The organism is Brachybacterium sp., from assembly GCF_052095815.1.
Classification (GTDB): domain Bacteria; phylum Actinomycetota; class Actinomycetes; order Actinomycetales; family Dermabacteraceae; genus Brachybacterium.
In genome coordinates this window covers 1-21,484 of the sequence record NZ_JBQDLF010000055.1, presented here as the reverse complement: position 1 = coordinate 21,484, position 21,484 = coordinate 1, and the positions used below count along the sequence as shown (strand labels likewise).

Below are 21,484 nucleotides of genomic sequence, written 5' to 3'. Positions count from 1 at the left end.
GTAGCGTGAATACCCGCTACAGCAGGGTCATTCACCATGAACCGCGAAGAGCCCGCATACGGGATCGAGGAGGCGCAGATGCTCTTGCATCGAAGGCGTGGGCGAATATCGTGTGGGATGCAGTGGGAGGAAGGCGCCTTTGGCGGGTTCGGTGAGAATTCGGTACCAGGTGCTTTCGCCAGCCGCGAGGTGGCGGGCCATCGACGCGGGCAGCGGGATCGTTCCGTCGATCGTTCCGGGGGCCTCTGATTCGCCGAGCAGCGTCATTGCGGGGACGACGACGTTGAGCCGAAGTCGACTCCCCGGGACTTCGATGCCCCCGGTGTCGAGCATGGTGCGGGTGAGGATCGCATAGCGCAGGGCCGCGAGGGTCAGATGGTGGCCGTCGCGGGCGGCGTCGCCATCGATGTCGAAGGGGACGGGGCGACCTTCCTCGAGGGCATGGCGCTGGTCGTTCTGGACAGCACGCGCGGCGGCGTCGAGGCGGTGGGAGAGGGCGATGATCTCGTGGACAGGCCCGGTGATCCCGAGGCGGGCGGTGCCGTCATGCTCCGGATTCACCTCGAGGGCGACGTCGCGCTGCTCGGCAGGCGTGGACCGCACGGCAGTCGTGCCGAACCAGGCGATCAGCTTCCCGAGCTCCCGAGAGAACCGATCGCAGCTGATGTTCTCGAGATCCCAGTCCGCCACCCGCTCATCGACCTGCCAACACTGGTCGGAGGTGAGACGACGCACGCGGCGCAGCAGCTGCTCGAACCAGGCGACAGGGAGGTGTCCGGCTTCGAGGCGTGCGAGGGTGCGTGGGAGGGAGGTGACGGCGGTGCAGGCATCCCGGAGCAGCGACCGAGCCTGGTCCAGGGTGACTCGACGCGCATCGGCGACGAGGATCGCGTAGGTGTCTCCGTCGTCATCCGCGCCATCCGTGTCGTCCCAGAGCGTCGCAAGCTTGCGCAGTCGCTCTGCGTAGCCGCGGGCTTCCTCATGATGCGTGGCGAAGAGTTCCTGCGCCGCATGGACCTCGAGAGACCCTGGCTCGCACCAGGCGTGCGCGGCGAAGCCCTCCGGATCCAGCGGCTTACGGGCGCGGACCGGCGTGCGCGGGGGCTCCGTCTCTCGGGCGGGTTCGGAGGCTTCCTGCAAGGACTGGCCAGCTGCCTTCTTGCCGGAGGCGGCGGAGCCTCGGGGCGGCCGTGTTTCCATGGTGGAAGACATTCCCCGCCCCTTTCTCGGTCGTTCTTGCACGTTCGGAAGCTGTGCATCAAGCATCGCGTTCAACTTTCCTTCTCTTCTCAATATTTTACGCCAAGGGACGCCTTCCCGCTAGGGCCGGAGGCGCAATTGTGGATTTTGTGGATAACCCGGCAGTGTGGAGGAGAGATGACATTCGGAAATGCTGTCGTATGGCGGGAGGAAATGTGGATAACCCTGCTGTGGGGAGGAACGGTGAGGGCCGCGTGGCGGCACAGCTGGGGGAGGGGGCAGGCCGGGGGGCCCAGGTCGGTAGTGATCTGGATGGAGGGGCCAGGCCGACAGCGATCCGGATGGAGGAGCCAGGCCGGTAGTGATCCGGCCGGTAGCGATCCGGCGGGCCTCGACAGCTTGCCCCCAGCCCGCCCCAGCCGCCCCTCGCAGACGCGAGAGAATGGTCGACATGACCGACCATGTCGACTCCGGGCCCGCGAAGGGGACACCCCTTCGGGAGGATCTGCCCTTTCGTGTGATCGCCGGCGTCTGGGTGATCACGGGAGGGCTGGTCGCCGCGGTGACGGGCCCGCTCGCGCTCGAGCACGGTTCCTGGGCTGCGGCCTTCCAGGTGCTCGTCGGCGGTGTGTTGCAGGCAGGTCTCGGCGTGTCCCAGCACGCCCTCGCGGCGCGGCGTCCCTCGCCCGGCATGCTCCGGGCTGAGCTGCTGACCTGGAACCTGGGGTGCCTCGCGGTGATCGTCGGGACGATGCTCTCGTCGCCGTGGATCGTCGATGTCGGCGGGCTGCTGCTCGTGGTGACGATAGTGCTGATGATCCGTGCCGTCGGCCGCGGCGCGAAGGGCCCGGTCTGGGCGTCGTGGACCTATCGGGCGGTGCTCGTGCTGACCGTGGTGAGCATCCCGATCGGTCTGCTCCTCGCGCACCTGCGGGCCGGCTGAGCAGGAGAGGTCAGCACTGGTCCCAGGCGAGCACCGCGTCGACGAGCCGAGTTCCGGGCAGGGCGCTGTCCAGACGCAGCAGCGGCTTCTCCAGGGACTCGAGCCACGCTTCATGGCCTCCCCGGCTGCGCCCGGTGAAGGACGGATCGTCGTAGCTGCGAGCCCAGTTCCGGAACTCCTCCCAGGCAGCGGGATCGAAGCTCTGTCCCGCTCGCCGGACTGCTTCGCGGGTCTCGAGCCTGCGCAGGCGCTCCTCCGGATCAAGAGTCAGGAACACGACGGCATCGCACTGTGCCACGACGCTCTCCCCCCAGCCGAGCAGCGAGCCGGACAGCACCCACGCCTCACGCGGCACGAAGATGGCCTCCATGAGAGCAATCCGATCTGCTGCGGGCCGCTTCCGGGTGTAGGGCGGGCTGGACGGGAGCCAGAAGTAGTCATCCGCATCGGCATGGGGCACAGCCCAGCGATCGGCCAGGGCGCGCGCGAGCGTCGTCGTCCCGGAGCCGCTGGCTCCCATGATGAGGATCCTGGAACGCTGCATGCTTCTATTCTCGGGCCCGGACGCGCCCTATCGCACCCTTCACCCTATGGCGCCGCGTGCCGCTCACCGGTACACGCTCACTGGTACGAGACGAACCAGGGCCGGGGCTCGACCTCGTAGGTCTGCTCCGGAGTGAACATGGGGGAGTCCTCGTCGTAGAAGTTCTTCCACGCCATGAAGATCCCCTCCGGCAGATCCCGTTGCAGGGCCCGCCAGGTCTCGAGCTTGTCCCCGGGCGCCCCATGGCCGTCGGCATGCAGGGTGATCGCCAGCTCCGGGTGGGAGGTGTCGATGTCCTGCCGGTCGCTGATCATGGACAGGCTGAACTGGTGGAGGATCAGGAGCTTCTGCGGGAGGCTGTGCTCGGCAGTGAGGGCGGCCAGCCACTCGGCGACCTCGTTGACCTCGGCCGCGGAGACCGATCCGATCTGTGCGAGGTGCTTCTGTCCGGCTTCGAGCCGCCATTCCGCATCCAGCGCCAGGCCCACGTGAGGTGCGGTCAGCAAGTCCTCGTAGAGACGCGCCTGGGTGAGGAAGTCCGTCGTGCCGGGCTGCAGGTCCAGCACCACATAGACCCCGGCCTCGCCGGCTGCCTCGACCCATTCGCGCAGCAGCTCGGGATCTCGCTCGGTGGAGTAGTCGCCATCCCCGCCCGGCTCCGAGGAGGCCATGGTGGTGATGATCTCGAAGGCCGGGATCACCGGCTCCCCGGTGAGGCCCGCGTATTCCGCGGCGAGTTCCTGGATCCGCGTGATCGCCTCCGGCATCTCCTGCTCGCCGAGGATTCCGAGCGAGGGGACGCCGGGGGAGCCGTAGGCGGCGATCATCCGCCGGTCTGGGAAAGCGGTGTGGCCGCCGCCCGGCAGCTGCGGGGTGCGGAGCGTCCGTTCGAGGGCGGCGGGCCAGTCGTCGGCCGCGCCGAAGCTCGCCCCGAGTGCGAGCACGCCGGTGGCCGGATCCTCGCCCGCCGCCTCCGCGACCGCCGCGATCGTCTCGCTGCTGCGGCCGAGCACCCCGCCGGGGATCTCGGCGAGGCTGCCGCCGACGGCTTGGATGACGGCCGATGCGAGGACCTGGGTGGGAAGTGCTGCCTCGGGGTCCACGAGCAGGGTCACCGCGACGCTCGGCCCGGACCTGCTGAGCTCGGGCAGATCCGGGTCATCCTGCGCCGCGGGATCGTCCTCGACGATCTCCAACCCGTCATCGAGCGCGCTGAGGTCCGTGCCGCTCGCGGTCACCACGGCGACGGCCCCGAGCCGAGAGATCTCCTCCCTGACGCCCTGGCCGGTGCCGACCAGCAGCGGCATGCCGGTGGAGGCGCTCACGGGAGCGAGTGCTGCGAGAGTCTGCGGGGTCGCGACCACGACCGCATTGGCTGCCGCGAACAGGGCGGAGCTGAGGGCGAGCGCGGTCTGGACGAGATCCTCGCCGGGCAGCACGGTCGAGGCGGGGGCGGCGTCGACGACGTCGATGCGGAGCTGCCCGTCCTCCTCGTCGGTGCAGGCGCCGAGGGTCCCGGTCATCGCGAGCGCCGTGAGTCCGACGACCCCCGCGAACCCTCGACGGCTCAGCACCGCCCGACCGCGCAGCACCGCTCGACCCTGTCCTCGTGCCTTCACAGCATCACGCACCTTCTGTCGACAGCAGGCTCGCGGTCCTTCCCTCGCCGGGATCCGCAGCCGGCGCCATGGTGTCAGACTTCCGCGACCTCAGACGTCCGCGGGCTGTGCAGGGCGGCGGCATTGAGCTCCACCGGCTCCATCCCGGTCAACCGGACGCTCACCACCCGGTTCCCGCAGCGCACCCGGTGCGTGCCGAGCGCTCCCGGGCCCGTCGCCTGCAGCTGGACAGAGGTGAGAGCGCCGTCGCTCCACGCCATGTCCACCGCGACACCGGGGCGGGCGAGCAGCCCGCGCACGGACCCGTCGGCCATCACCGGTGGCAGCGCCGGGAGCAGCTCGATCTCCCTGCGATGGCTCTGCAGCAGGCATTCGGCGAGGGCTGCGACGATGCCGAGGTTCCCGTCGATCTGGAACGGCGGATGGGCGGAGAACAGGTTCGGGTAGAGGCCGCTGCGCTCGCCGTCGGCGGTCTCGGCGGGGCGCAGGTACAGCTCGAGCAGGGCCTGCACCCGATCTCCTCGATGCAGGCGTGCCCAGAGGCAGGCCTTCCACACCAGGGACCAGCCGGTGGCGTCGTCTCCGCGGGCTTCGAGGGAGCGGGCCACGGCCTGCTCCGTCCGCGAATCGACCGGGCCGTTGCCGGGGTAGAGGAAGCCCAGGTGGGAGACGTGCCGGTGATGCGGTTCGGCCTCGGCGAGACCATCGCGATGCCACTCGAGCAGACGGCCGTCGGCCCCGATCCTCGGGCCCGGCACCAGCGCGAGCGCCGAGGCTGTGCGCTGCACCACCGGATCCTGCTCCTGGCCCAGCAGCGCCGCGGCCTCCAGCAGGTGCTGGGCGCACTCGTGCAGCAGCCATCGGTCCATCCCGGTGCCCTCGCTGAGGCTGACCGCGGCGCCACCGGGCGTGGCCCCGTCGGTGAGCCAGAGATTCTCCGGCGAGGTCGAGGGGAAGGTGGCCAGATGGCCGTCGGCGCTCTCATGGAGCAGGCAGAGTGCGAAGGAGACCGCCTCTTTGAGCGCCGGGAAGCGGTCGCGGGCGATCTCGACCGCGTCGCGTCCGCTGAAGCTCGCCAGGGAGTCCAGCTCCCGTTCGAGCCATAGCCCGCCCATCGGCCAGGTCGACCAGGAGGGCTCGCCCCGCACCGGATCGGTGTACCCCCAGGGATCGGAATTGTGGTGCACCGTCCAGCCGTCGGCCCCGTAGAGCCGGCGCGCGGTCTCCTGCCCGGCGGTGCGCAGCATCGCCACGTACTGCTCGAGCGCCGCGGCGGCCTCCGGCACCTGGGCGACGCCGGCCGCCCAGTGATTCATCTCGAGATTGATGTTCACCGTGTAGTTCGAGGACCACGGTGCCTCGAGGCGCGCGTTCCACAAGCCCTGCAGGTTCGCGGGCGGGAGCCCGGGTCGTGAGGCGGAGGCCAGCAGATGGCGGCCGTAGGCGAAGCTGGTGGCGAGCAGCTCCGCCTCGGGGGAGCCGCTCAGCTCGAGCGCGACCTCGCCGGCGCCCGGCAGCGGGGTGGCGCGATGGCGCCGGTGCAGCTCGTCCTCACCGCGGGCGAGAGCCGACTCCGCCTGTGCCGACGCCTCGTCGATGGCCTCCTGCACGTCTCTGTCCGGAGCCTGCCCGAGGCCCTGCCAGGTGGTGGCCACTGCGCAGACCAACAGCAGGCGCTCGTGCTGCACCTGCCAGCGCACCACGACCGCCGCACGGCTGGCCCCGGCGCTCTCCCAGGCGACCTCCTGCTCGCGTCGGAACTGCCCGGCGGGGATGTCCGACGGGGCGCGCAGCAGGATCGTGAGCCCGTCGGCGCTGGCCTCGCGACGCTCCTCGACCAGGGGAGAGGTGAACTCGAGGGACGGGACTGCGCCGTCGGGGCAGGGTGCGGTGTGGACGAGGACCTCGTCGGCCCGGCTGATGAAGCTCAGCTGCTCCCCGGACTCGCCCAGCACCCGGTGCTCGGCGTGCTCGAGGTCCAGGATCCGCTCCGCCAGAACAGCGGGCACGGCAGCGGGAGAGCCGGCCTCCCCGATGCCCTCGAAACGCACGCACAGGTCGCCGACCGGCAGATATGCCTGCGACCATGACGCACCCAGGTGCTCGATCTCCTGCTGGGCCGCGGGCACGTCGCCGTTCTCGAACAGGGCACGGGAACGGGCCAGGGCCGCTCCGGCCTCGCGGCGGCCGGTGCGGTGCGGAGCATCCGTCTGGGGCCCGCCGGACCACAGGGTGGATTCGTTGAGCGAGAACCGGGCGGCATCGGGATCGCCCCAGATCATCGCGCCGAGGCGCCCGTTGCCCAGGGGGAGAGCTTCGAGCCAGCGCTCGGCGGGGCCCTGGCGGTGGAGGGCGAGGGGAGAGGTCACGGAGGGTGCCTTTCATGGGGCGCGGGATGAGCTGGGCCTGCCCACCCGATGCGCCGTCGTCGACCGCATCCCCGGAGAGACCGCTGTACCGATGTTCCTACGGGCACTGCTGCGAGCGGAGCCACTCCTTGCCCGATGTTGCCGCCTCGCAGGGCTCCGCGGCGGGCTCCGGGCAGGGATGCCCAGGTGGGGCGCCCAGGTGGCAGCGGGGTGGGGCGGGGCGCGCGAGCGCAGGCAAGGGCTTGCCCAGTGGTCGACACCATGATCTAATGGACGAAAGGAAAGCGGTTGCCGTCGGGCATCGAAGCTCGCGGGCCACGGGACACCAGGGAGCAGCAGCATGGCTACACGCAGGATCGGGATCATTGTCAACGGCGCCACGGGGCGGATGGGCTATCGCCAGCACCTGGTGCGGTCCCTGCTCGCCATCCAGGAGCAGGGTGGCGTGGAGCTCGCTGACGGCGACCGCCTCCTGCCGGACCTGCTACTGGTCGGGCGCAACGAGGAGAAGCTGCGCGGAGTGGCCGAGAAGCACGGCCTGACGAAGTGGACGACCGACGTCGATGAGGCGCTCGCGAACCCCGACTATGAGGTCTACTTCGACGCGCTGGTGACGAACCTGCGGGTCGCGAACCTCAAGAAGGCGATCGCCGCCGGCAAGGCGATCTACACCGAGAAGCCCACGGCGGAGTCCTTCGAGGACGCGCTCGAGCTCGCGACACTCGCCAAGGAGCACGGCACCGTCAACGGCGTCGTCCACGACAAGCTCTACCTGCCCGGCCTGCTCAAGCTGCGCCGCCTGATCGACTCCGGCTTCTTCGGCGAGATCCTCTCCGTGCGCGGCGAGTTCGGCTACTGGGTCTACGAGGGGGACTGGCAGCAGGCGCAGCGCCCCTCCTGGAACTACCGCAGCGAGGACGGCGGCGGCATCGTCGCGGACATGTTCCCCCACTGGAACTACGTCATCGAGGAGCTGTTCGGCCGCATCGAGGACGTCTACGCCCAGACCGCCACCCACATCGGGAAGCGCTGGGATGAGAAGGGCCAGGAGTACGTCGCGACCGCCGACGACGCGGCCTACGGCGTCTTCCGCCTCGAGGGCGGCACCGTGGTGCAGATGAACTCCAGCTGGGATGTGCGCGTCCACCGCGATGAGCTCGTCGAGTTCCAGGTCGACGGCACGAAGGGCAGCGCCGTCGTCGGCCTGCACGGCGCGCGCATCCAGCCGCGCGAGGCGACCCCGAAGCCCGTGTGGAACCCCGATGTCAAGGACGGCCACGACTACCGGGCCGACTGGATCGAGGTGCCGGACAACGAGCAGTTCGACAACGGCTTCAAGGTGCAGTGGGAGGACTTCCTGCGCCACTATGTTGAGGGTCGCGAGTACCCCTTCGACTTCCTCTCGGGCGCTCGGGGCGTGCGCCTCGCCGAGGCCGGGCTCACCAGCTCCGCCGAGGGTCGTCGGATCGCGCTCGACCCGCTGACGGAGGTGTGAGCGCCGTGAGTGACCTGCAGCTGACACTGCTGGATGAGGGCGGTGCGCTGCGCTCGATACCGCTCGCCGGCGCGCCCGCCTTCGCCACGCCGACCGCGCCGCTGCGCTCCCGCGTGGTCTATGCGGCGGTGCACGTGGTCCCGCAGGTGCACGGGGACAACACCCCCGGCGCCCCGGCGGACATCGACTGGGATGCCACGCTCGCCTTCCGCCGCACGATGTGGTCCCGCGGGCTCGGGGTGGCCGACGCGATGGACACCGCCCAGCGCAACATGGGCCTGGATCCGGTCGCGACCCGCGAGCTCATCACTCGCACGGCCGACGCCGCCCGCGCCGCGCTCGCGGATCCGGAGATCTCCGCCGTGTTCCCGGCCGGTGCGACAGTGAGCGATCTGGTGGTCGCCGGGGTCAACACCGACCAGCGCAGCGAGCATGAGCTCAGCCTGGACGAGATCACCGAGGCCTATATCGAACAGCTTCGCGCCACCGAGGCCACCGGCGCCGGCGCTGTGCTGATGGCCAGCCGCCACCTCGCGCGCGCCGCGACGACCGCGGCCGAGTACGAGGACGTCTACCGCCGGGTGCTCGACGCGGCCACCGCACCTGTCGTGCTGCACTGGCTGGGCACCGTGTTCGATCCGCAGCTCGAGGGCTACTTCGGCAGTTCGACGAGCGCGGACGCTGCAGAGACGATGCTGCGCATCATCGAGGCGGATCCCGCGAAGATCCGCGGGGTGAAGATGAGCCTGCTGGATGACGCCGCAGAGATCGCGGTGCGCGAGCGGCTCCCCGAGGGCGTGCGGATGCTCACCGGGGACGACTTCCACTTCTCCCACCTCATCGTGGGCGACGGCACCTTCACCGCCGATACCGGGGGAGAGCAGGTGCTCGGGAAGTACTCCGACGCTTTGCTGGGTGCCTTCGCCGCGACCGCTCCCGCCGCGTCCGCCGCAGTGCAGGCGCTGGATGCGGGCGATCCAGCCGAGGCCTCGCGGATCCTGGACGCCTCAGAGGAGCTGGGCCGCCACATCTTCTCCGCCCCCACCCCCCACTACAAGACCGGGGTCGCCTTCCTGGCCTGGCTCAACGGCCACCAGCAGGCGTTCGTCATGGTGGGCGGCATGCACTCGGCCCGCAGCCTCCCGCACCTCTCGCGCACCATCGAGCTCGCCGCCACCACCGGCAATCTTGAGCAACCTGCGCTGGCCGCCGAACGCTGGCACGGCATGCTGCGCCAGGCCGGCTACGAGATCGCGGCCGATGGAACCACCTCGAACGGAGATGCCGCATGACCACCTCACCCTCCCTTACCTCGCCCTCCGCGCGGCTCGGCACCGGGACCCCGCGCCTGTCCCTGAATCGCTGGAGCTTCCGCACCACCCCGCTCCAGGACTTCCTCGAGGCCACGACCGCCCGGGGGATCGACGCGGTGGGTCTGTGGCGCCAGGACGTCGCGGAGGTCGGGCTGGATGCCCTGCGGCGCCGGGTCGACGATGCGGGGCTGCGCGTGAGCAGCCTGTGCCGCGGCGGCTTCCTCACCGCCTCCGCCGAGGTCGACAGGGAGGCGGCGCTGACGGACAACCGTCGCGCGATCGACGAGACCGCCACACTCGGAGCGCCCACCCTGGTGCTCGTCGTCGGCGGAGTGGACAAGGCGGACAAGGACATCATCGGCGCCCGGACCCGGGTCACCGAGGCCGTCGCCGAGCTCGCCCCCTATGCCGCCGAGCGCGGGGTGACGCTGTCCATCGAACCGCTGCACCCGATGTTCGCCGCGGACCGCGCCGTGGTCTCCACCATCGACCAGGCCCTCGACATCGCTGAAGCGTCCGGCAGCGCGGCCGCAGGTGTCGTCGTGGACACTTATCACGTGTGGTGGGATCCGTATCTCGAGCGCGCCATCCAGCGTGCCGCGGCAGCGGATCGCCTGTTCAGCTACCAGGTGTGCGACTGGAACCTGCCGCTGGCCGCGGAGCCGCTGAACTCCCGCGGCTACATGGGCGACGGCTTCATCGACTTCCCGTCGATCACCCGCATGATCAAGGCCGCCGGCTACACCGGCGACATCGAGGTCGAGATCTTCAACGAGGACGTCTGGGCCACCCCGGCCGACGAGTCCGCGAAGATCATCGCCGAGCGCTTCGAACAGCTGGTGCTGCCTTTCGCCTGACGACGAACTGCGAGGAACGAGCGGGAGGAGTCGGGCAATCGGATGGAGCCTTGAGCTGAGGGACCGAATCGTGGAGATGACATCGCCGCTGCGCACTGCGTGGGGACTCGAGGTCGATGCTGAGGATGAGCATGGCGTCGGCCCGGAGGCAGCTGCTCGCGCCGTCCTGCCCATCAAGCTGTCCCGGGCTCTCGATGGGGCGCGGGAACGGATCCCCCTTCCCGCCCGACCTTCCGTGCAGCTGCGGGAGGCGATGACCGCCCCGGCGCTCGCGTCCGCCGCGGATCCGCTGCCCTTCCCGCTGCTGAGCCGGTACACGCGGTTCTGGCGCGAGGGCGTGCGCACCGACTATGAGGACGAGGTGCGCCGGCTCGGCATCATGACCGGGGAGGCCGTGCTCGCCGCCCTCGCCACGGGGGAGGCCCGCTGGGTCGACCGGGCGGCCGACGGGCTGATGCTGCTGTGCGAGCTCTCGACCTGGTGCTGGGTCGCCCACGAACAGGCGCATGACCTGCGGGGATGGGTGGTCCCGGATCCGGAGGCGCCGATCGTTGATCTGGGCGCGGCACAGACCCTCCAGGTGATCGCCTGGGCGGATCTTGCCCTGGGGGAGGAGCTCGACGAGCGCGTGCCGGGGCTGCGGCAGCGGCTGCGATGGGAGGCGCGGCGGCGCGTGTTCGACCCCTACCTGGCGCGTCGCGACTGGCATTGGCTGCATGGGGCGGCGCACAACTGGACCGGGTGGATCCATCAGCATCTGCTCACCGCTGCCCTCTTCCTGCTCGAGGAGGAGTCGGACCGCGGGACCCGCGATGCCGTCCTCGCCCTCTCGATCGCTCAGCTGGACCGCTACCTCGCCTCCTTCCCGGCCGACGGGGGGATCGATGAGGGGTTCTCCTACTTCTGGAACGGCGCCTCGCGGCTGCTGGAAGCCATCGACCTGCTGATCACCGCCTCCGGAGGCACCCTGAGCCGGGACGCGGTGACAGGAATCGACGTCATCGCCCGGTTGCTGCGCTATCCGCAGGGCATGGACCTCGGTGGGGGCTGGTTCGTCAACGTCGCCGACGGCCCGGCCCGGCCTCCCGCCGACGAGCTGCCCTGGGACGTGCTGCACCGCTGGGGCCGACACCTCGGCGCGGACGACGTGGTCGCCCAGGCCCTCGCCCATCGCGGCGACCGTCCGATCCCGCGGGTGCAGCCCCAGCTCGGCCTCGGGCGGGTGCTGACCGCCCTCGGCGACAAGCACTGGGCGGCTGCCGACAGCGCCGGAGCTCGACCGCCGTACCCTGCCCGGACCTGGCTGCCAGAGGTCCAGCTGCTGGTGGCGCGGGAACGCGAGGGTGATCCCTCCGGGCTCGCGCTCGCCGCCAAGGGCGGTCACAACGACGAGGCCCACAACCACCTCGACGTGGGCTCCTACCTGGTCGCTCTCGATGGCGCCCCGGTGCTGATCGACCTCGGCCAGCCCACCTACACCGCGCTGACCTTCACCGATCGCCGCTATGAGATCTGGACCATGACCAGCTCCTGGCACAACCTGCCCGAGATCCGGGGGCACCAGCAGGGCGTCGGCCCCGAGTACCGCGCCCGCGAGGTGACCGCACGACTGAGCCGATCGGCGCAGGGCCTGTCGGGGACGGGCTCCTCAGCGTCGGGCTCCTCGACTCCCGACGACCAGAATCGCGGGGCGACCTCGACGCTCGAGCTCGAGCTCGCGGCGGCGTATCCGGTGGAGGCCGGGCTGCGCTCCTACCGCCGGAGCATCTCCCTGGACCGAGGGGCCGGGCCGGGCGCCGAGCCGGGCGCCGTGGCAGGTGCCGTGGTGCGGATCGAGGACACCTGGCTCCTGGATCCCGTCGGCCCCGCCGAGCGCGCGTCCGCCCCGGACGCCCCTGCCGTCCCTGCCGTTCCTGACGTGGTGCTGAACCACGTGATCGCCGGCGACCCGATCGACCACCGCCCCGGCCTGCTGCTGGTGCGTGCTCCGTCCGGGGCGCTCGCCGAGATCCGTTGGGCCCCCGCGCTCGGCAGCGGGACGCTCGAGCGCCGGGAGATCGGGGACCCGTTGCTCGCCGCCTCCTGGGGAGCAGCGGTGCACCGCCTGCGCCTGACCGTTGCTGATGCCGGGACGGCGACGGTCACGGTGCGCTCCGCCGGGAGCGATGCGCCGCGGTGACGGTCCGCCTCAGTGAGGTGCGACGTCAGTGAGGTGAGACGTCCGTGACGTGAGGCGTCAGCGACCGATCGCCGGTCTCGGGGCCGCGGTCGAGGATCGGGTGCGCAGGGAGGGGAGGAGCTCGACCCGTTCGATCGGACAGTCGGGCTGGCGCAGCCGACCCAGTGCGAGCAGCACCGCGCGCTCACCGAGGGCCTGTTTGGGAGGGGCCACCGCCGTCAGCGGAGGATGCGCCAGCTCGGAGAGCTCGTCGTCATACGAGACGATCGAGAGGTCGTGGGGCACCGACCAGCCGCGCCGCTGAGCATGCTGGAGCACGAGCAGGGCGGCTTCGTCGGAATGGATCAGTGCGGCCGTCGTCCCCTGTTCCCGGCACCGGTCCAGGAACGCATCAATCGCCTCGAACGGGGAGTTCCCGTGGGTGTCGATGGTGCCGGTGTGGGTGTGCCGTGCATCGAATCCGAGCTCGGTCGAGGCGCGCTCGAACCCCTGCTCGAGGAGGGGCCGGGTCGGGCTGAAGGGGTCGCACAGCATCGTCACGCGCTCGTGCCCGAGCTCCCGGAGGTGGCGGAGCGCCATGGCGGCACCGCTGGCGTGATCCGTGCGCACGGAGTCGAAGCTGCGCCCGTGCACGCTGAAGGCGTGCATGCTCCGTTCGGCGAGGACCACCGGGAGCTGGACGCCCTGCAGGCGTTCGAGGAGTCGCTCGCTGGCCGCACCGGAGCGCAGGTCAGGGGCGAGGATCAGGGCATCGATGCTGGGATCCGCGGTGAGCTGGTCGAGCACCGCCAGGTTGTCCTCTGCGCTGGCGGACGATGCCTGGACCAGCAGCCTGGCCCCATGCTCCGAGGCGGCGTGACGGGCACCGCTGACGATCGTGGGCCAGTAGTACTGCAGGGACGGGGCGACGATCGCGAGGGTGGCCTGGGTGGCATATTCAGCGGGTCCAGCGGCGTCACCGAGTGGGCTCGCCGGGGTCCCGGCGGTGCGCCGGGCTCCACCGTGGACCTGCTCGATGAGCTGTTCCTGCGCGAGCCGGGCCAGGTCACGCCGCACGGTGATCGGGGAGACCCCGAGGTCCTCGGCGAGGGTGGTGACCCGCACCTCTCCGTCGCGGGCGACCCGCTCGAGGATCGCGAACCGTCTGCTGTCCGGGAGTGCAGTGCTCATCGGTTCAGTCCTCCTTCGGCGCCTGTGGGGGCCACGGTGCCACACCGGCGGTGTGGTGATCATAAAAGAACATAATGGATCATAAGGAATAAGGAAAGCGCTTGACAGCACAGAAGTGATCCTGTTGACTCTGGGCCAGATCGCACCGCGGGCTCTGATGGATCGAGAGTCGCTGCGCCCCGCCGAGGTCGGCGGTGCCGGAGGCGGTGCCGCAGCACCTTCGATCCCTGCACGCCCGAGGCGGAGACTTCACCGTTGGAGCCGGTGCCCCGGGCATCACTGGAAGGACAGACCGATGACGTTCACCCCTACTCGCCGTTCCCTGCTCGCCGCAGCCGCGGTCGCCGCCCCTGTCGCAGCGCTCAGCGCCTGTGGAGGGGGAGGCGGCGACGCCCGCAATGCGGACGGCAAGATCGAGCTGACGATGGCCGGCTGGTCGATCGACTCCACCCCGGAGTTCACCGTTCTCAAGGAAGGATTCGAGGCGGTCAACAGCGATGTCGTCGTGGTGATCAAGGAATACAGCGCCGACGACTACGAGACCCAGCTGACCACCGACCTGTCCGCAGAGTCCGCGCCCGACGTGTTCCCGGTCAAGAACCTCCAGCCGTACCACTACCTCATGAGCAACGGCGCTCTCGCCGACGTCTCCTCCCTCGCCGAGTCCCTGTCCGGGGACGGGAACATCAACCTCGAGCACCTCACCGTCGACGACGGTGTCTTCGCCCTGCCGTACCGGCAGGACTCCTGGGTGATCTACTACAACAAGGAGCTGTTCGACGCGGCCGGCGTCTCCCACCCCGACGGCACCTGGACCTGGGATGACTACGCCGAGGCCGCACAGCAGCTGACCGAGGGTCTGGCGGGTACCGACACCCCCGCCAAGGGCACCTACCACCACACCTGGAAGTCCGTCGTGCAGGGATTCGCTCTCGCGCAGACGGAGGGCGCGGAGCTCAGCTCCGGGGATCTCGGCTTCTTCGCGCCGTACTACGAGCGCGCGCTGGCGATGCAGGACGCAGGCTCCACCGAGACCTTCTCGACCGCGCAGTCCCAGTCCCTCGCGTACCAGGCGCAGTTCGGCACCCAGAAGGCGGCGATGACGCTGATGGGCTCCTGGTACATCGCCACCCTGCTGGCCCAGCGCGAGAGCGGGGACGCGGACGTCTTCGACTGGGGACTGGCACCGGTACCGCAGCTCGACTCCTCGACGGTGGAGAACCCGGTCACCTTCGGCGACCCCACCTCCCTCGCGATCAACGCCGCCCTGACCGGGGAGAAGCTCGAGGCCGCCCAGTCGTTCCTCGAATACGTGGTCTCGGAGGAATGCTCCCAGGCTCTTGCCGGAATCGGCATCACCCCCTCGTACTTCTCCGACGCCGTGGTCGAGACGATCTTCGGCCTCGAGGGCATGCCGGAGGATGAAGGATCCAAGGCGGCCTTCCAGAACAACGACACCCGGCCCGAGAACCCCGTCGGCGAGTTCACCAACGACATCCAGACCATCCTCGAGGACACCCACTCGGAGATCCTCACCGGCTCCACGCCGGTCGATGAGGCGCTGACCGCGGTCGAGGAGCAGCTCGCGAACGAGGGCCTGGTCGGCTGATGGCGGACACGACGCGCGCAGGACTCGCCCCGCGGGAGGTGAACACATGTCCACGCTGACCGCAGATCCTGCCGCTGACCGGAGGGATCCACCCGGCCAGCGCCACGGGCAGCGCCGACGCCAGAGCGCGATTCGACGCCGCCGGACCCTCTCGGGCTGGACCTTCATCCTGCCCAACTTCCTCGGCTTCGGGCTGCTCACCCTGGGGCCCGTGCTCGCGCTGTTCTACATCGCCTTCACGAAGTGGACCGCCTTCGGGTCGCCGCAGTTCACGGGCCTGGACAACGCCCGGCGGTTGATCGGCGACAAGACCTTCTGGACGGCGCTGCTGAACACGCTGTACTACGCCGGCGTGCACATCCCGGTCACGCTCGTGCTCTCGCTCGGGCTCGCGATGCTGCTCAACCAGAAGCTGCGTGGCCGCGCGTTCTTCCGATCTGCCGCCTTCTTCCCCTACTTCACCTCGATCGTCGCGGTGGCGCAGGTCTGGAACATGCTGTTCTCCCCGGAGTTCGGGCCGATCAACCAGTTCCTGCGGTTCATCGGCCTGGAGAACCCTCCGGACTGGTTCACCTCGAGCACCTGGGCGATGCCGGCGGTGATCGTCGTGAGCATCTGGCGCGAGACCGGCTACTACATGCTGCTGTTCCTGGCCGGGCTCCAGGCGGTCCCGCCGGAGCTGCACGAGGCAGCGAAGATGGACGGCGCCAACTGGCTCCAGCGCCTGTGGAACGTCACCATCCCGAGCCTGAGACCGACGACCTTCTTCGTCACGGTGATGCTCACCATCGGCAGCTTCAAGGTGCTCGACCTGATCCTCGTGATGACCAACGGCGGCCCGGGAACCTCGACGCTCGTGCTCTCGCAGTACATCTACCGCATGGGCTTCGAGCGGAACGACTTCGGCTATGCCTCGGCGGTGTCTCTCGTCCTCTTCGGACTGTGCATGGTCGTGACCATCACCCAGTTCATCTACAACCGCAGAAAGGAGCGGTGAGCCATGAGCACGATCGACGCCCCGGCGCCCACCTCCGCCGGCACCTCAGCTGCCGACCGGGCCCCGCTCCGCACCAAGCCCGACCGCCCGCTGCGCCGGTTCGCGCGGCTGCTGCGCTACGTGATGCTCGGCCTCGCCTCGGTGCTGGTCCTGCTCCCGTTCGCCTGGATGGTGCTGTCCTCCCTCAAACGCAACAACGAGGTGTTCACCGCCCCGATCACCTGGTTCCCCGAGGAGTGGCAGTGGCACAACTACCTCGACATCTGGACCAAGGCGGACATGTCGACCTGGCTGATGAACACCATCATCTTGTCGGTGGCTGTGATGACTCTGCAGGTGGTGACCGGATCGTTCGCCGCCTACGGCTTCAGCAGGATCCGCTTCCCGGGCCGCGACATCCTCTTCCTGGTCTACATCGGCACGATCGCTGTGCCGTGGCAGGCGTACATGATCCCGCAGTTCAAGATGCTGTCCGCGATGGGACTCTCCGACACCCGCCTTTCGATCATCCTGCTGCAGGCCTTCGGCGCCTTCGGAGTGTTCCTGATGAAGCAGTTCTACGACACGATCCCGGAGGAGCTCTCTGAATCAGCCCGGATCGACGGGGTCTCCGAGTTCGGGATCTACTGGCGGATCATGCTGCCGCTGTCCGTGCCGTCGATCGCGGCGCTCGCGATCATCACCTTCACCAACACCTGGAACGACTACATGGGCCCGCTGATCTACCTGCGCAGCCCCGACCTGTGGACGATCCAGCTCGGCCTGAAGACCTTCATCGGCCAGTACAACGCGGACTACGCCGCGATCATGACCGGCTCCGTGCTGTCCGTGCTGCCCATTGCGATCGTCTTCGCGATCGGCCAGAAGCACTTCGTGCAGGGCATCGCGACCTCCGGGCTCAAGGGGTGAGCGGCATCCGCACGATGCAGCGACGCTCTGGCTCCAGGCGGCCCGACGCACCGCCGGCCAGCAATCATGCGGCACAGACCTGGTCGATGATCGCGGGATTCCTGTTCGGGGCGCTGCGGCTGAACGCGGCGCTGATGCTCGGGGCGCTGCCCCTGGTGCTGCTCTGCGTGCTGGCAGCGAACCCGCTCTCCGCGACGCCGGCGCTGATCCTGGCGCTGTATCTGGCGATGCCGATCATCACCGTCGGCTTCTGCGTTTTCCGGGACGCTCCGGTGTTCCACGTCAGCCAGGGGCCGGGCGACGGGCCCGGCGGCGAGGCGCAGGGCGTCCCGCACTCCTGGTGGGACGGCTGCTCCGAACAGGAGATGCTGCGCCCGATGCTGCGGGTGCTGCGCACCACGGCACCGAAGGTGCTGCGCTCCACGGCCCTGCCGATGGCGGCGACTTTGGTACTGGTGGTCGATGCGCAATGGGTGCTCGGGCAGAGCTGGGGGCTGATGGCCGCGCCCGCACTGCTGATCGCGGCGCTGCTCAGCCTGATGATGGCCTTCGGGGTCTGCGCACTGGTCAGCGACAGAGCGGACGCCGGGCCCCTGGTGCTCGCCCGTACGGCGGGCTACGCCATGCTGCGGAGCTTCCCGCTCACGCTGCTCAGCCTGCTGGTCCTGGGGATCGGGCTGCTCGGGCTGATCTGGCAGCCGATCCTGTGCTGGGTGCTGGCGTCCTCGCTGGTCCTCTACGTGGTGTGGGCCAACACGCGTTGGTCGATCAAGCCCGCGCTGCGCACGTCCTGATGCGCCGCGGCTCCCGCCCGCCTTTCCCGCGCATGCTCACGGAGGTGCGGTGCGCAGCACGTCAGGCCTGAACAGGTGCGCACAGACCGCACGACCTGCTTCGAGGGCGAGCTTCGTCGTCTCGTCACCGGGACGCGGTCGGCCGCTCAGCCGGCGACAGCACCCAGCGCCGTGGACTCGCACAGCAGCACGTCGCCGCGCACACGCACCTCGTGGGGGTGGTCCGCGGGAGGGGCGTCCTTCGCCGCTGCCGGCTCGAGCGCCCACTCCACGGCCTGCCGCGCCATCTCGGCCAGCGGCAGCGCGATGGTGGTGAGGATCGGGTTGGCGTCGGCCGCCCCGGGGACTCCGCCGAAGCCGGCGACCGCGACCTGCCCGGGCACGTCCACGCCGCGGCGGCGCAGCTCGCCGAGCGCGCCGAGGGCCATGACGTCCGCCGGGGCGAAGACGCACAGCGGCGAGTCCGCGGGGCCGGGCGAGGAGAGCAGGTGGTCGTGGATCCGTTCGGCGAGCTGATAGCCGCCGTCGCGGGTGAGGTCCGCAGCGGTGCTGAGCTCCGGCTCGATGCCGGCCTCGGTGAGCGCGGCGACGAAGCCGCCGGTACGGTCCCCGGCCGACGGGATCCCGGCGATGCCCTCGACCACCGCGAACCGTCGATGTCCCTCGACGACCAGGGCAGTGGCCAGCTCATGGGACGCTGCGGCGTTGTCCGTCACGATGGTGCGGCCCACGCCCAGCGACTGGCCCAGGCCCACCACCTTGCCGCCGTTGCGCTCGAAGCCCTGGAGCAGATTGCCGATGGCGGCGTCGGACTCGGTGCCGTAGCGGTGCGAGCCCACCAGCACCAGCGCATCGACCTGCTGGGCGAGCAGGGAGCGCAGCGCCCGGATCTCGGTGTCGATCTCACGGTCGGTCTGGGTGAGCAGCACCTGCGACTGGGAGGCGAACACCTGCTGCTGGACCTCGCGCGCGATGGTCGAGAAGTAGGGGTCGGCGATGTCGTGCACCACCAGACCGATCAGGCCCGAGCGGGAGCGGGCGAGCGCCTGCGCCTGGGCGTTGGCGACATAGCCGAGCTTCTCGGCGGAGGCCTTCACCTTGTCGGCGACGGCCTTCCCCGGCACGCGGGTGGAGCCGTTGAGCACACGAGAGGCGGTGGCCAGGGAGACCCCGGCGTCCTGGGCGACGTCGCTGAGGCGCACGGCGGGCATCTGGACTCCTTCTGCTGAGGGTCTGTCATGGGCTGGAGGGGGACTGGGAAACGCTGTCCCCGAATCGGACAAGCATAACGACGCCACACACCGCCCGATGGTCTGCAGCTGTGGATGGTGATGGTGAGATTCCCCGGGTGGTGCCAGACGGAGCTGTCAGGCGGAGACATCCCGGCGGGAGGCGTCGACTGGATATCGCGGTGGCTCCCCGGCGCCGAGACGCCGGATCTCCTCGAGTGCCGCCTCGCCCATCCGGCGCAGCTCATTGCCCTGCGAGCCGGCGATGTGGGGCGTGATCGCAGCCAGCGGGGCGTCCCAGAGCGGGTCGTTATCGGCGAGGTCGTCGTGCACGTCGAGTACCGCGGCGAGGCGCCCGGAGACCACCTCGTCGCGCAGCGCGTCCAGATCCACCAGCGCGGGCCGTGCGGTGTTGAGGAAGGTGGCGCCGTCCCGCATCAGCGCGAGCAGCTCGCGGCTGACCATGCCCTGGGTGGAGGGGACATCCGGGGCATGGAGGCTCACCACATCGCTGCGGGAGTACAGCTCCTCCGGCTCCACCTTTGTCGCGCCGAGCGCGGAGATGGTCGCGGCATCGACGAAGGGGTCGGTGATGAGCACCTCGAGGTCGAAAGGTCGCAGGTGTTCAGCCACCAGCACGCCGATGCGCGAGGCGCCGATGAGGCCGACGACGGCGCCGTAGTTGCCGATCTCGGAGGCAGAACGGGCCGCCGGGCGTGGCGCACGATCGCCCCGGTAGCGGTGCTCCTGAGCGAGGGAACGCTTCCCCGCCAGCAGGATCTGGGCAAGGGTGAACTCCGCGACCGGCACCGCATTCACCTCGGTCGCCGAGGTGACCACCACATCGCCTCTCTCCCAGACGGCATCGGTGACGACATGACGCACCGTCCCGGCGGTGTGGACGATCGCCCGCAGTCGCGGCAGGCGGGCGAGGGCCGCGGCGTCGACGGGGCGCGAGCCCCAGCCGGTGATCAGCACCTCCACCTCCGCCAGCACCGCATCGGGGGCGTCGGCGAGGTCGGGGACGGCGCGCGCGGTGTCGATCTCGGCCAACTCGCGCAGCCGCGCCAGCTGGGCGGCGTCGAACATCCGCTGCGGCAGGCTCACGGGCATCGCCAGCAGCGCCCTCATCGTGCGGCCGCCTCTCCGGCCTCGATCAGATGGCGCAGGGAGTCCGCCTCACGGCGCAGCAGGGAGGGATCATCCGCTGGGACGAATTCGAGCAGCGCATCGCGGTCGGAGCCCTCCGCAGCGAGGATCGCGAACGCGTCCCGCCACAGCTCGGCGCGCTGGGAGAGCGGCAGGCGCTCATTCGTGGGCCACCACGAGAACACGTGGATCGTGGAGGTGCGAGGGAGCACCTCGCGGAGCGTCTCGAGCGCCTCCGGGGTGGCCATCCCCTGGTGGGGCTGCCAGTACGAGAGCACGGTGGCGCGATCGATCTCCTCGAGCAGACGCAGGGTCGAGCCGATCTCGTCGGTCAGCGTGCGCCCGTGGAATTCGAGGCCGACGTCGATGCCGTGCTCCGCCGCGCGGTCGGCGAACTGTTGGATGCGACGGGTGATCAGGGCCCGCCCCTCGGCGGGGACGTCGGCGGAGCCGGTGCGACCCGCCCAGACCCGGATCCGGGGAGCGCCGAGCTCCCGGGCGGCGATGATCACCGCGTCGCCCTCTGCGCGGGCCTCGTCATCGGATCCTTCGAAGCGCAGGTAGGAGCCGTAGGAGGCGACGGCGAGCCCTGCCTGCTCGGTGAGCTCCCGTGCGCGCCGGGCTGCAGCGGCGTCGCCGGGTGGGACGTGGGCATCGCCGGCCCATTCGATGCTCTCGAGCCCGGCGGCCCGGGCATGGCCGACGACGGTCTCGACGTCGAGGTCTCGGAAGGTGACGGAGCAGAGTCCGGGGCGGATCATGGGCCCTCCTGGGCGACACCGAGGGTGAGGGGGCGGTGCCTTCAACCCCGTGTGGAAAGCGGTTACAGGATCACGATAGGTTAACAGGGCGGCGGGTCCCGAACTATGACAGGTCGGGCCCTGGGGAGACGGCCGCGGTGCGAGCAGGTCACCGGGATGTTCTGAGGGGGAAGGTATGGCAACAGGTCCACGCCAGAGTCAACGGAGACCCAATGTGCTGCTCCTGGTCACCGACGACCAGGGGGCCTGGGCGCTGGGGTCTCGGATGCCTGAGCTCCACACGCCGACCCTGGTGTCAAGGGACATCGGGATCTCCCTGTGGGCGGACGTTTGATCTCCCTGTTCGC

Annotated in this window: 17 protein-coding genes; 9 read left to right on the top strand and 8 right to left on the bottom strand. The window is 69.9% G+C overall.

The window, feature by feature from the left end:
• Positions 1–27 precede the first annotated feature (27 nt).
• A complete protein-coding gene (locus tag ACTH43_RS16305; RefSeq protein ID WP_441445950.1) occupies positions 28–1,212 on the bottom strand; it encodes a DUF222 domain-containing protein in 1,185 nt (394 codons plus the stop codon).
• Positions 1,213–1,651: 439 nt separating this feature from the next.
• Here ACTH43_RS16305 and ACTH43_RS16300 point away from each other — a divergent pair, with 439 nt between their 5' ends.
• On the top strand, positions 1,652–2,143 hold the full coding sequence (locus ACTH43_RS16300; RefSeq protein ID WP_441445949.1) for a hypothetical protein: 492 nt from the start codon (positions 1,652–1,654) through the stop codon (positions 2,141–2,143).
• Positions 2,144–2,153: 10 nt separating this feature from the next.
• On the opposite strand, the gene ACTH43_RS16295 is transcribed toward ACTH43_RS16300, so the two are convergent.
• From ACTH43_RS16295 to ACTH43_RS16285, 3 genes are all read right to left on the bottom strand, one after another.
• Positions 2,154–2,687 carry an AAA family ATPase gene (locus ACTH43_RS16295; RefSeq protein WP_441445948.1) on the bottom strand — a complete coding sequence of 178 codons (534 nt, stop codon included), beginning with the start codon at positions 2,685–2,687 and terminating at the stop codon, positions 2,154–2,156.
• Between the two features lie 77 nt (positions 2,688–2,764).
• On the bottom strand, positions 2,765–4,306 hold the full coding sequence (locus ACTH43_RS16290) for a hypothetical protein (protein ID WP_441445947.1): 1,542 nt from the start codon (positions 4,304–4,306) through the stop codon (positions 2,765–2,767).
• Positions 4,307–4,380: 74 nt separating this feature from the next.
• The gene (locus ACTH43_RS16285; RefSeq protein WP_441445946.1) at positions 4,381–6,675 is read right to left on the bottom strand and encodes a glycosyl hydrolase family 95 catalytic domain-containing protein; all 2,295 of its coding nucleotides are present in this window, start codon (positions 6,673–6,675) and stop codon (positions 4,381–4,383) included.
• Between the two features lie 340 nt (positions 6,676–7,015).
• Between ACTH43_RS16285 and ACTH43_RS16280 the strand changes: the two genes are divergently transcribed.
• The 4 genes from ACTH43_RS16280 (at position 7,016) to ACTH43_RS16265 (ending at position 12,519) form a co-directional block, all read left to right on the top strand.
• A complete protein-coding gene (locus ACTH43_RS16280) occupies positions 7,016–8,170 on the top strand; it encodes a Gfo/Idh/MocA family protein (protein WP_441445945.1) in 1,155 nt (384 codons plus the stop codon).
• A gap of 5 nt (positions 8,171–8,175) precedes the next feature.
• On the top strand, positions 8,176–9,462 hold the full coding sequence (locus ACTH43_RS16275; protein ID WP_441445944.1) for a DUF993 family protein: 1,287 nt from the start codon (positions 8,176–8,178) through the stop codon (positions 9,460–9,462).
• Positions 9,459–10,340 carry a sugar phosphate isomerase/epimerase family protein gene (locus ACTH43_RS16270; RefSeq protein ID WP_441445943.1) on the top strand — a complete coding sequence of 294 codons (882 nt, stop codon included), beginning with the start codon at positions 9,459–9,461 and terminating at the stop codon, positions 10,338–10,340. Before ACTH43_RS16275 ends, ACTH43_RS16270 begins: the two co-directional genes overlap by 4 nt.
• Positions 10,341–10,416: 76 nt before the next feature.
• On the top strand, positions 10,417–12,519 hold the full coding sequence (locus ACTH43_RS16265) for a heparinase II/III domain-containing protein (RefSeq protein ID WP_441445942.1): 2,103 nt from the start codon (positions 10,417–10,419) through the stop codon (positions 12,517–12,519).
• A gap of 57 nt (positions 12,520–12,576) precedes the next feature.
• On the opposite strand, the gene ACTH43_RS16260 is transcribed toward ACTH43_RS16265, so the two are convergent.
• Positions 12,577–13,689 carry a substrate-binding domain-containing protein gene (locus ACTH43_RS16260; RefSeq protein ID WP_441445941.1) on the bottom strand — a complete coding sequence of 371 codons (1,113 nt, stop codon included), beginning with the start codon at positions 13,687–13,689 and terminating at the stop codon, positions 12,577–12,579.
• A gap of 295 nt (positions 13,690–13,984) precedes the next feature.
• On the opposite strand from ACTH43_RS16260, the gene ACTH43_RS16255 reads away from it, so the two are divergent.
• The 4 genes from ACTH43_RS16255 to ACTH43_RS16240 all read left to right on the top strand — a co-directional run bounded on the left by ACTH43_RS16255 (position 13,985) and on the right by ACTH43_RS16240 (position 17,998).
• Positions 13,985–15,298 carry an ABC transporter substrate-binding protein gene (locus ACTH43_RS16255; RefSeq protein WP_441445940.1) on the top strand — a complete coding sequence of 438 codons (1,314 nt, stop codon included), beginning with the start codon at positions 13,985–13,987 and terminating at the stop codon, positions 15,296–15,298.
• Between the two features lie 46 nt (positions 15,299–15,344).
• The gene (locus tag ACTH43_RS16250; RefSeq protein ID WP_441445939.1) at positions 15,345–16,295 is read left to right on the top strand and encodes a carbohydrate ABC transporter permease; all 951 of its coding nucleotides are present in this window, start codon (positions 15,345–15,347) and stop codon (positions 16,293–16,295) included.
• A 3-nt stretch (positions 16,296–16,298) separates the two neighbouring features.
• On the top strand, positions 16,299–17,204 hold the full coding sequence (locus tag ACTH43_RS16245; RefSeq protein ID WP_441445938.1) for a carbohydrate ABC transporter permease: 906 nt from the start codon (positions 16,299–16,301) through the stop codon (positions 17,202–17,204).
• 86 nt (positions 17,205–17,290) lie between these two features.
• The gene (locus tag ACTH43_RS16240; protein WP_441445937.1) at positions 17,291–17,998 is read left to right on the top strand and encodes a hypothetical protein; all 708 of its coding nucleotides are present in this window, start codon (positions 17,291–17,293) and stop codon (positions 17,996–17,998) included.
• Between the two features lie 146 nt (positions 17,999–18,144).
• Here the strand turns inward: ACTH43_RS16240 and ACTH43_RS16235 are convergent, their stop codons facing one another.
• From ACTH43_RS16235 to ACTH43_RS16225, 3 genes are all read right to left on the bottom strand, one after another.
• Positions 18,145–19,209: a LacI family DNA-binding transcriptional regulator gene (locus tag ACTH43_RS16235; RefSeq protein WP_441445936.1), complete on the bottom strand. Its 1,065-nt coding sequence runs from the start codon at positions 19,207–19,209 to the stop codon at positions 18,145–18,147.
• 156 nt (positions 19,210–19,365) lie between these two features.
• Positions 19,366–20,358, bottom strand: a complete 993-nt coding sequence (locus tag ACTH43_RS16230) for a hydroxyacid dehydrogenase (protein ID WP_441445935.1) — start codon at positions 20,356–20,358, stop codon at positions 19,366–19,368.
• The gene (locus ACTH43_RS16225; protein ID WP_441445934.1) at positions 20,355–21,137 is read right to left on the bottom strand and encodes a sugar phosphate isomerase/epimerase family protein; all 783 of its coding nucleotides are present in this window, start codon (positions 21,135–21,137) and stop codon (positions 20,355–20,357) included. Before ACTH43_RS16225 ends, ACTH43_RS16230 begins: the two co-directional genes overlap by 4 nt.
• Positions 21,138–21,484: the final 347 nt, after the last annotated feature.

Excerpts from the sequence above, each read along its gene's own strand:
- ACTH43_RS16255 (WP_441445940.1), top strand. The coding sequence starts at position 13,985 with ATGACGTTCACCCCTACTCGCCGTTCCCTGCTCGCCGCAGCCGCGGTC.
- ACTH43_RS16235 (WP_441445936.1), bottom strand. The coding sequence starts at position 19,209 with ATGCCCGCCGTGCGCCTCAGCGACGTCGCCCAGGACGCCGGGGTCTCC.
- ACTH43_RS16270 (WP_441445943.1), top strand. The coding sequence starts at position 9,459 with ATGACCACCTCACCCTCCCTTACCTCGCCCTCCGCGCGGCTCGGCACC.
- ACTH43_RS16305 (WP_441445950.1), bottom strand. The coding sequence starts at position 1,212 with ATGTCTTCCACCATGGAAACACGGCCGCCCCGAGGCTCCGCCGCCTCC.
- ACTH43_RS16295 (WP_441445948.1), bottom strand. The coding sequence starts at position 2,687 with ATGCAGCGTTCCAGGATCCTCATCATGGGAGCCAGCGGCTCCGGGACG.
- ACTH43_RS16260 (WP_441445941.1), bottom strand. The coding sequence starts at position 13,689 with ATGAGCACTGCACTCCCGGACAGCAGACGGTTCGCGATCCTCGAGCGG.
- ACTH43_RS16240 (WP_441445937.1), top strand. The coding sequence starts at position 17,291 with ATGATCGCGGGATTCCTGTTCGGGGCGCTGCGGCTGAACGCGGCGCTG.
- ACTH43_RS16225 (WP_441445934.1), bottom strand. The coding sequence starts at position 21,137 with ATGATCCGCCCCGGACTCTGCTCCGTCACCTTCCGAGACCTCGACGTC.
- ACTH43_RS16230 (WP_441445935.1), bottom strand. The coding sequence starts at position 20,358 with ATGAGGGCGCTGCTGGCGATGCCCGTGAGCCTGCCGCAGCGGATGTTC.
- ACTH43_RS16300 (WP_441445949.1), top strand. The coding sequence starts at position 1,652 with ATGACCGACCATGTCGACTCCGGGCCCGCGAAGGGGACACCCCTTCGG.
- ACTH43_RS16250 (WP_441445939.1), top strand. The coding sequence starts at position 15,345 with ATGTCCACGCTGACCGCAGATCCTGCCGCTGACCGGAGGGATCCACCC.
- ACTH43_RS16245 (WP_441445938.1), top strand. The coding sequence starts at position 16,299 with ATGAGCACGATCGACGCCCCGGCGCCCACCTCCGCCGGCACCTCAGCT.
- ACTH43_RS16280 (WP_441445945.1), top strand. The coding sequence starts at position 7,016 with ATGGCTACACGCAGGATCGGGATCATTGTCAACGGCGCCACGGGGCGG.
- ACTH43_RS16265 (WP_441445942.1), top strand. The coding sequence starts at position 10,417 with ATGACATCGCCGCTGCGCACTGCGTGGGGACTCGAGGTCGATGCTGAG.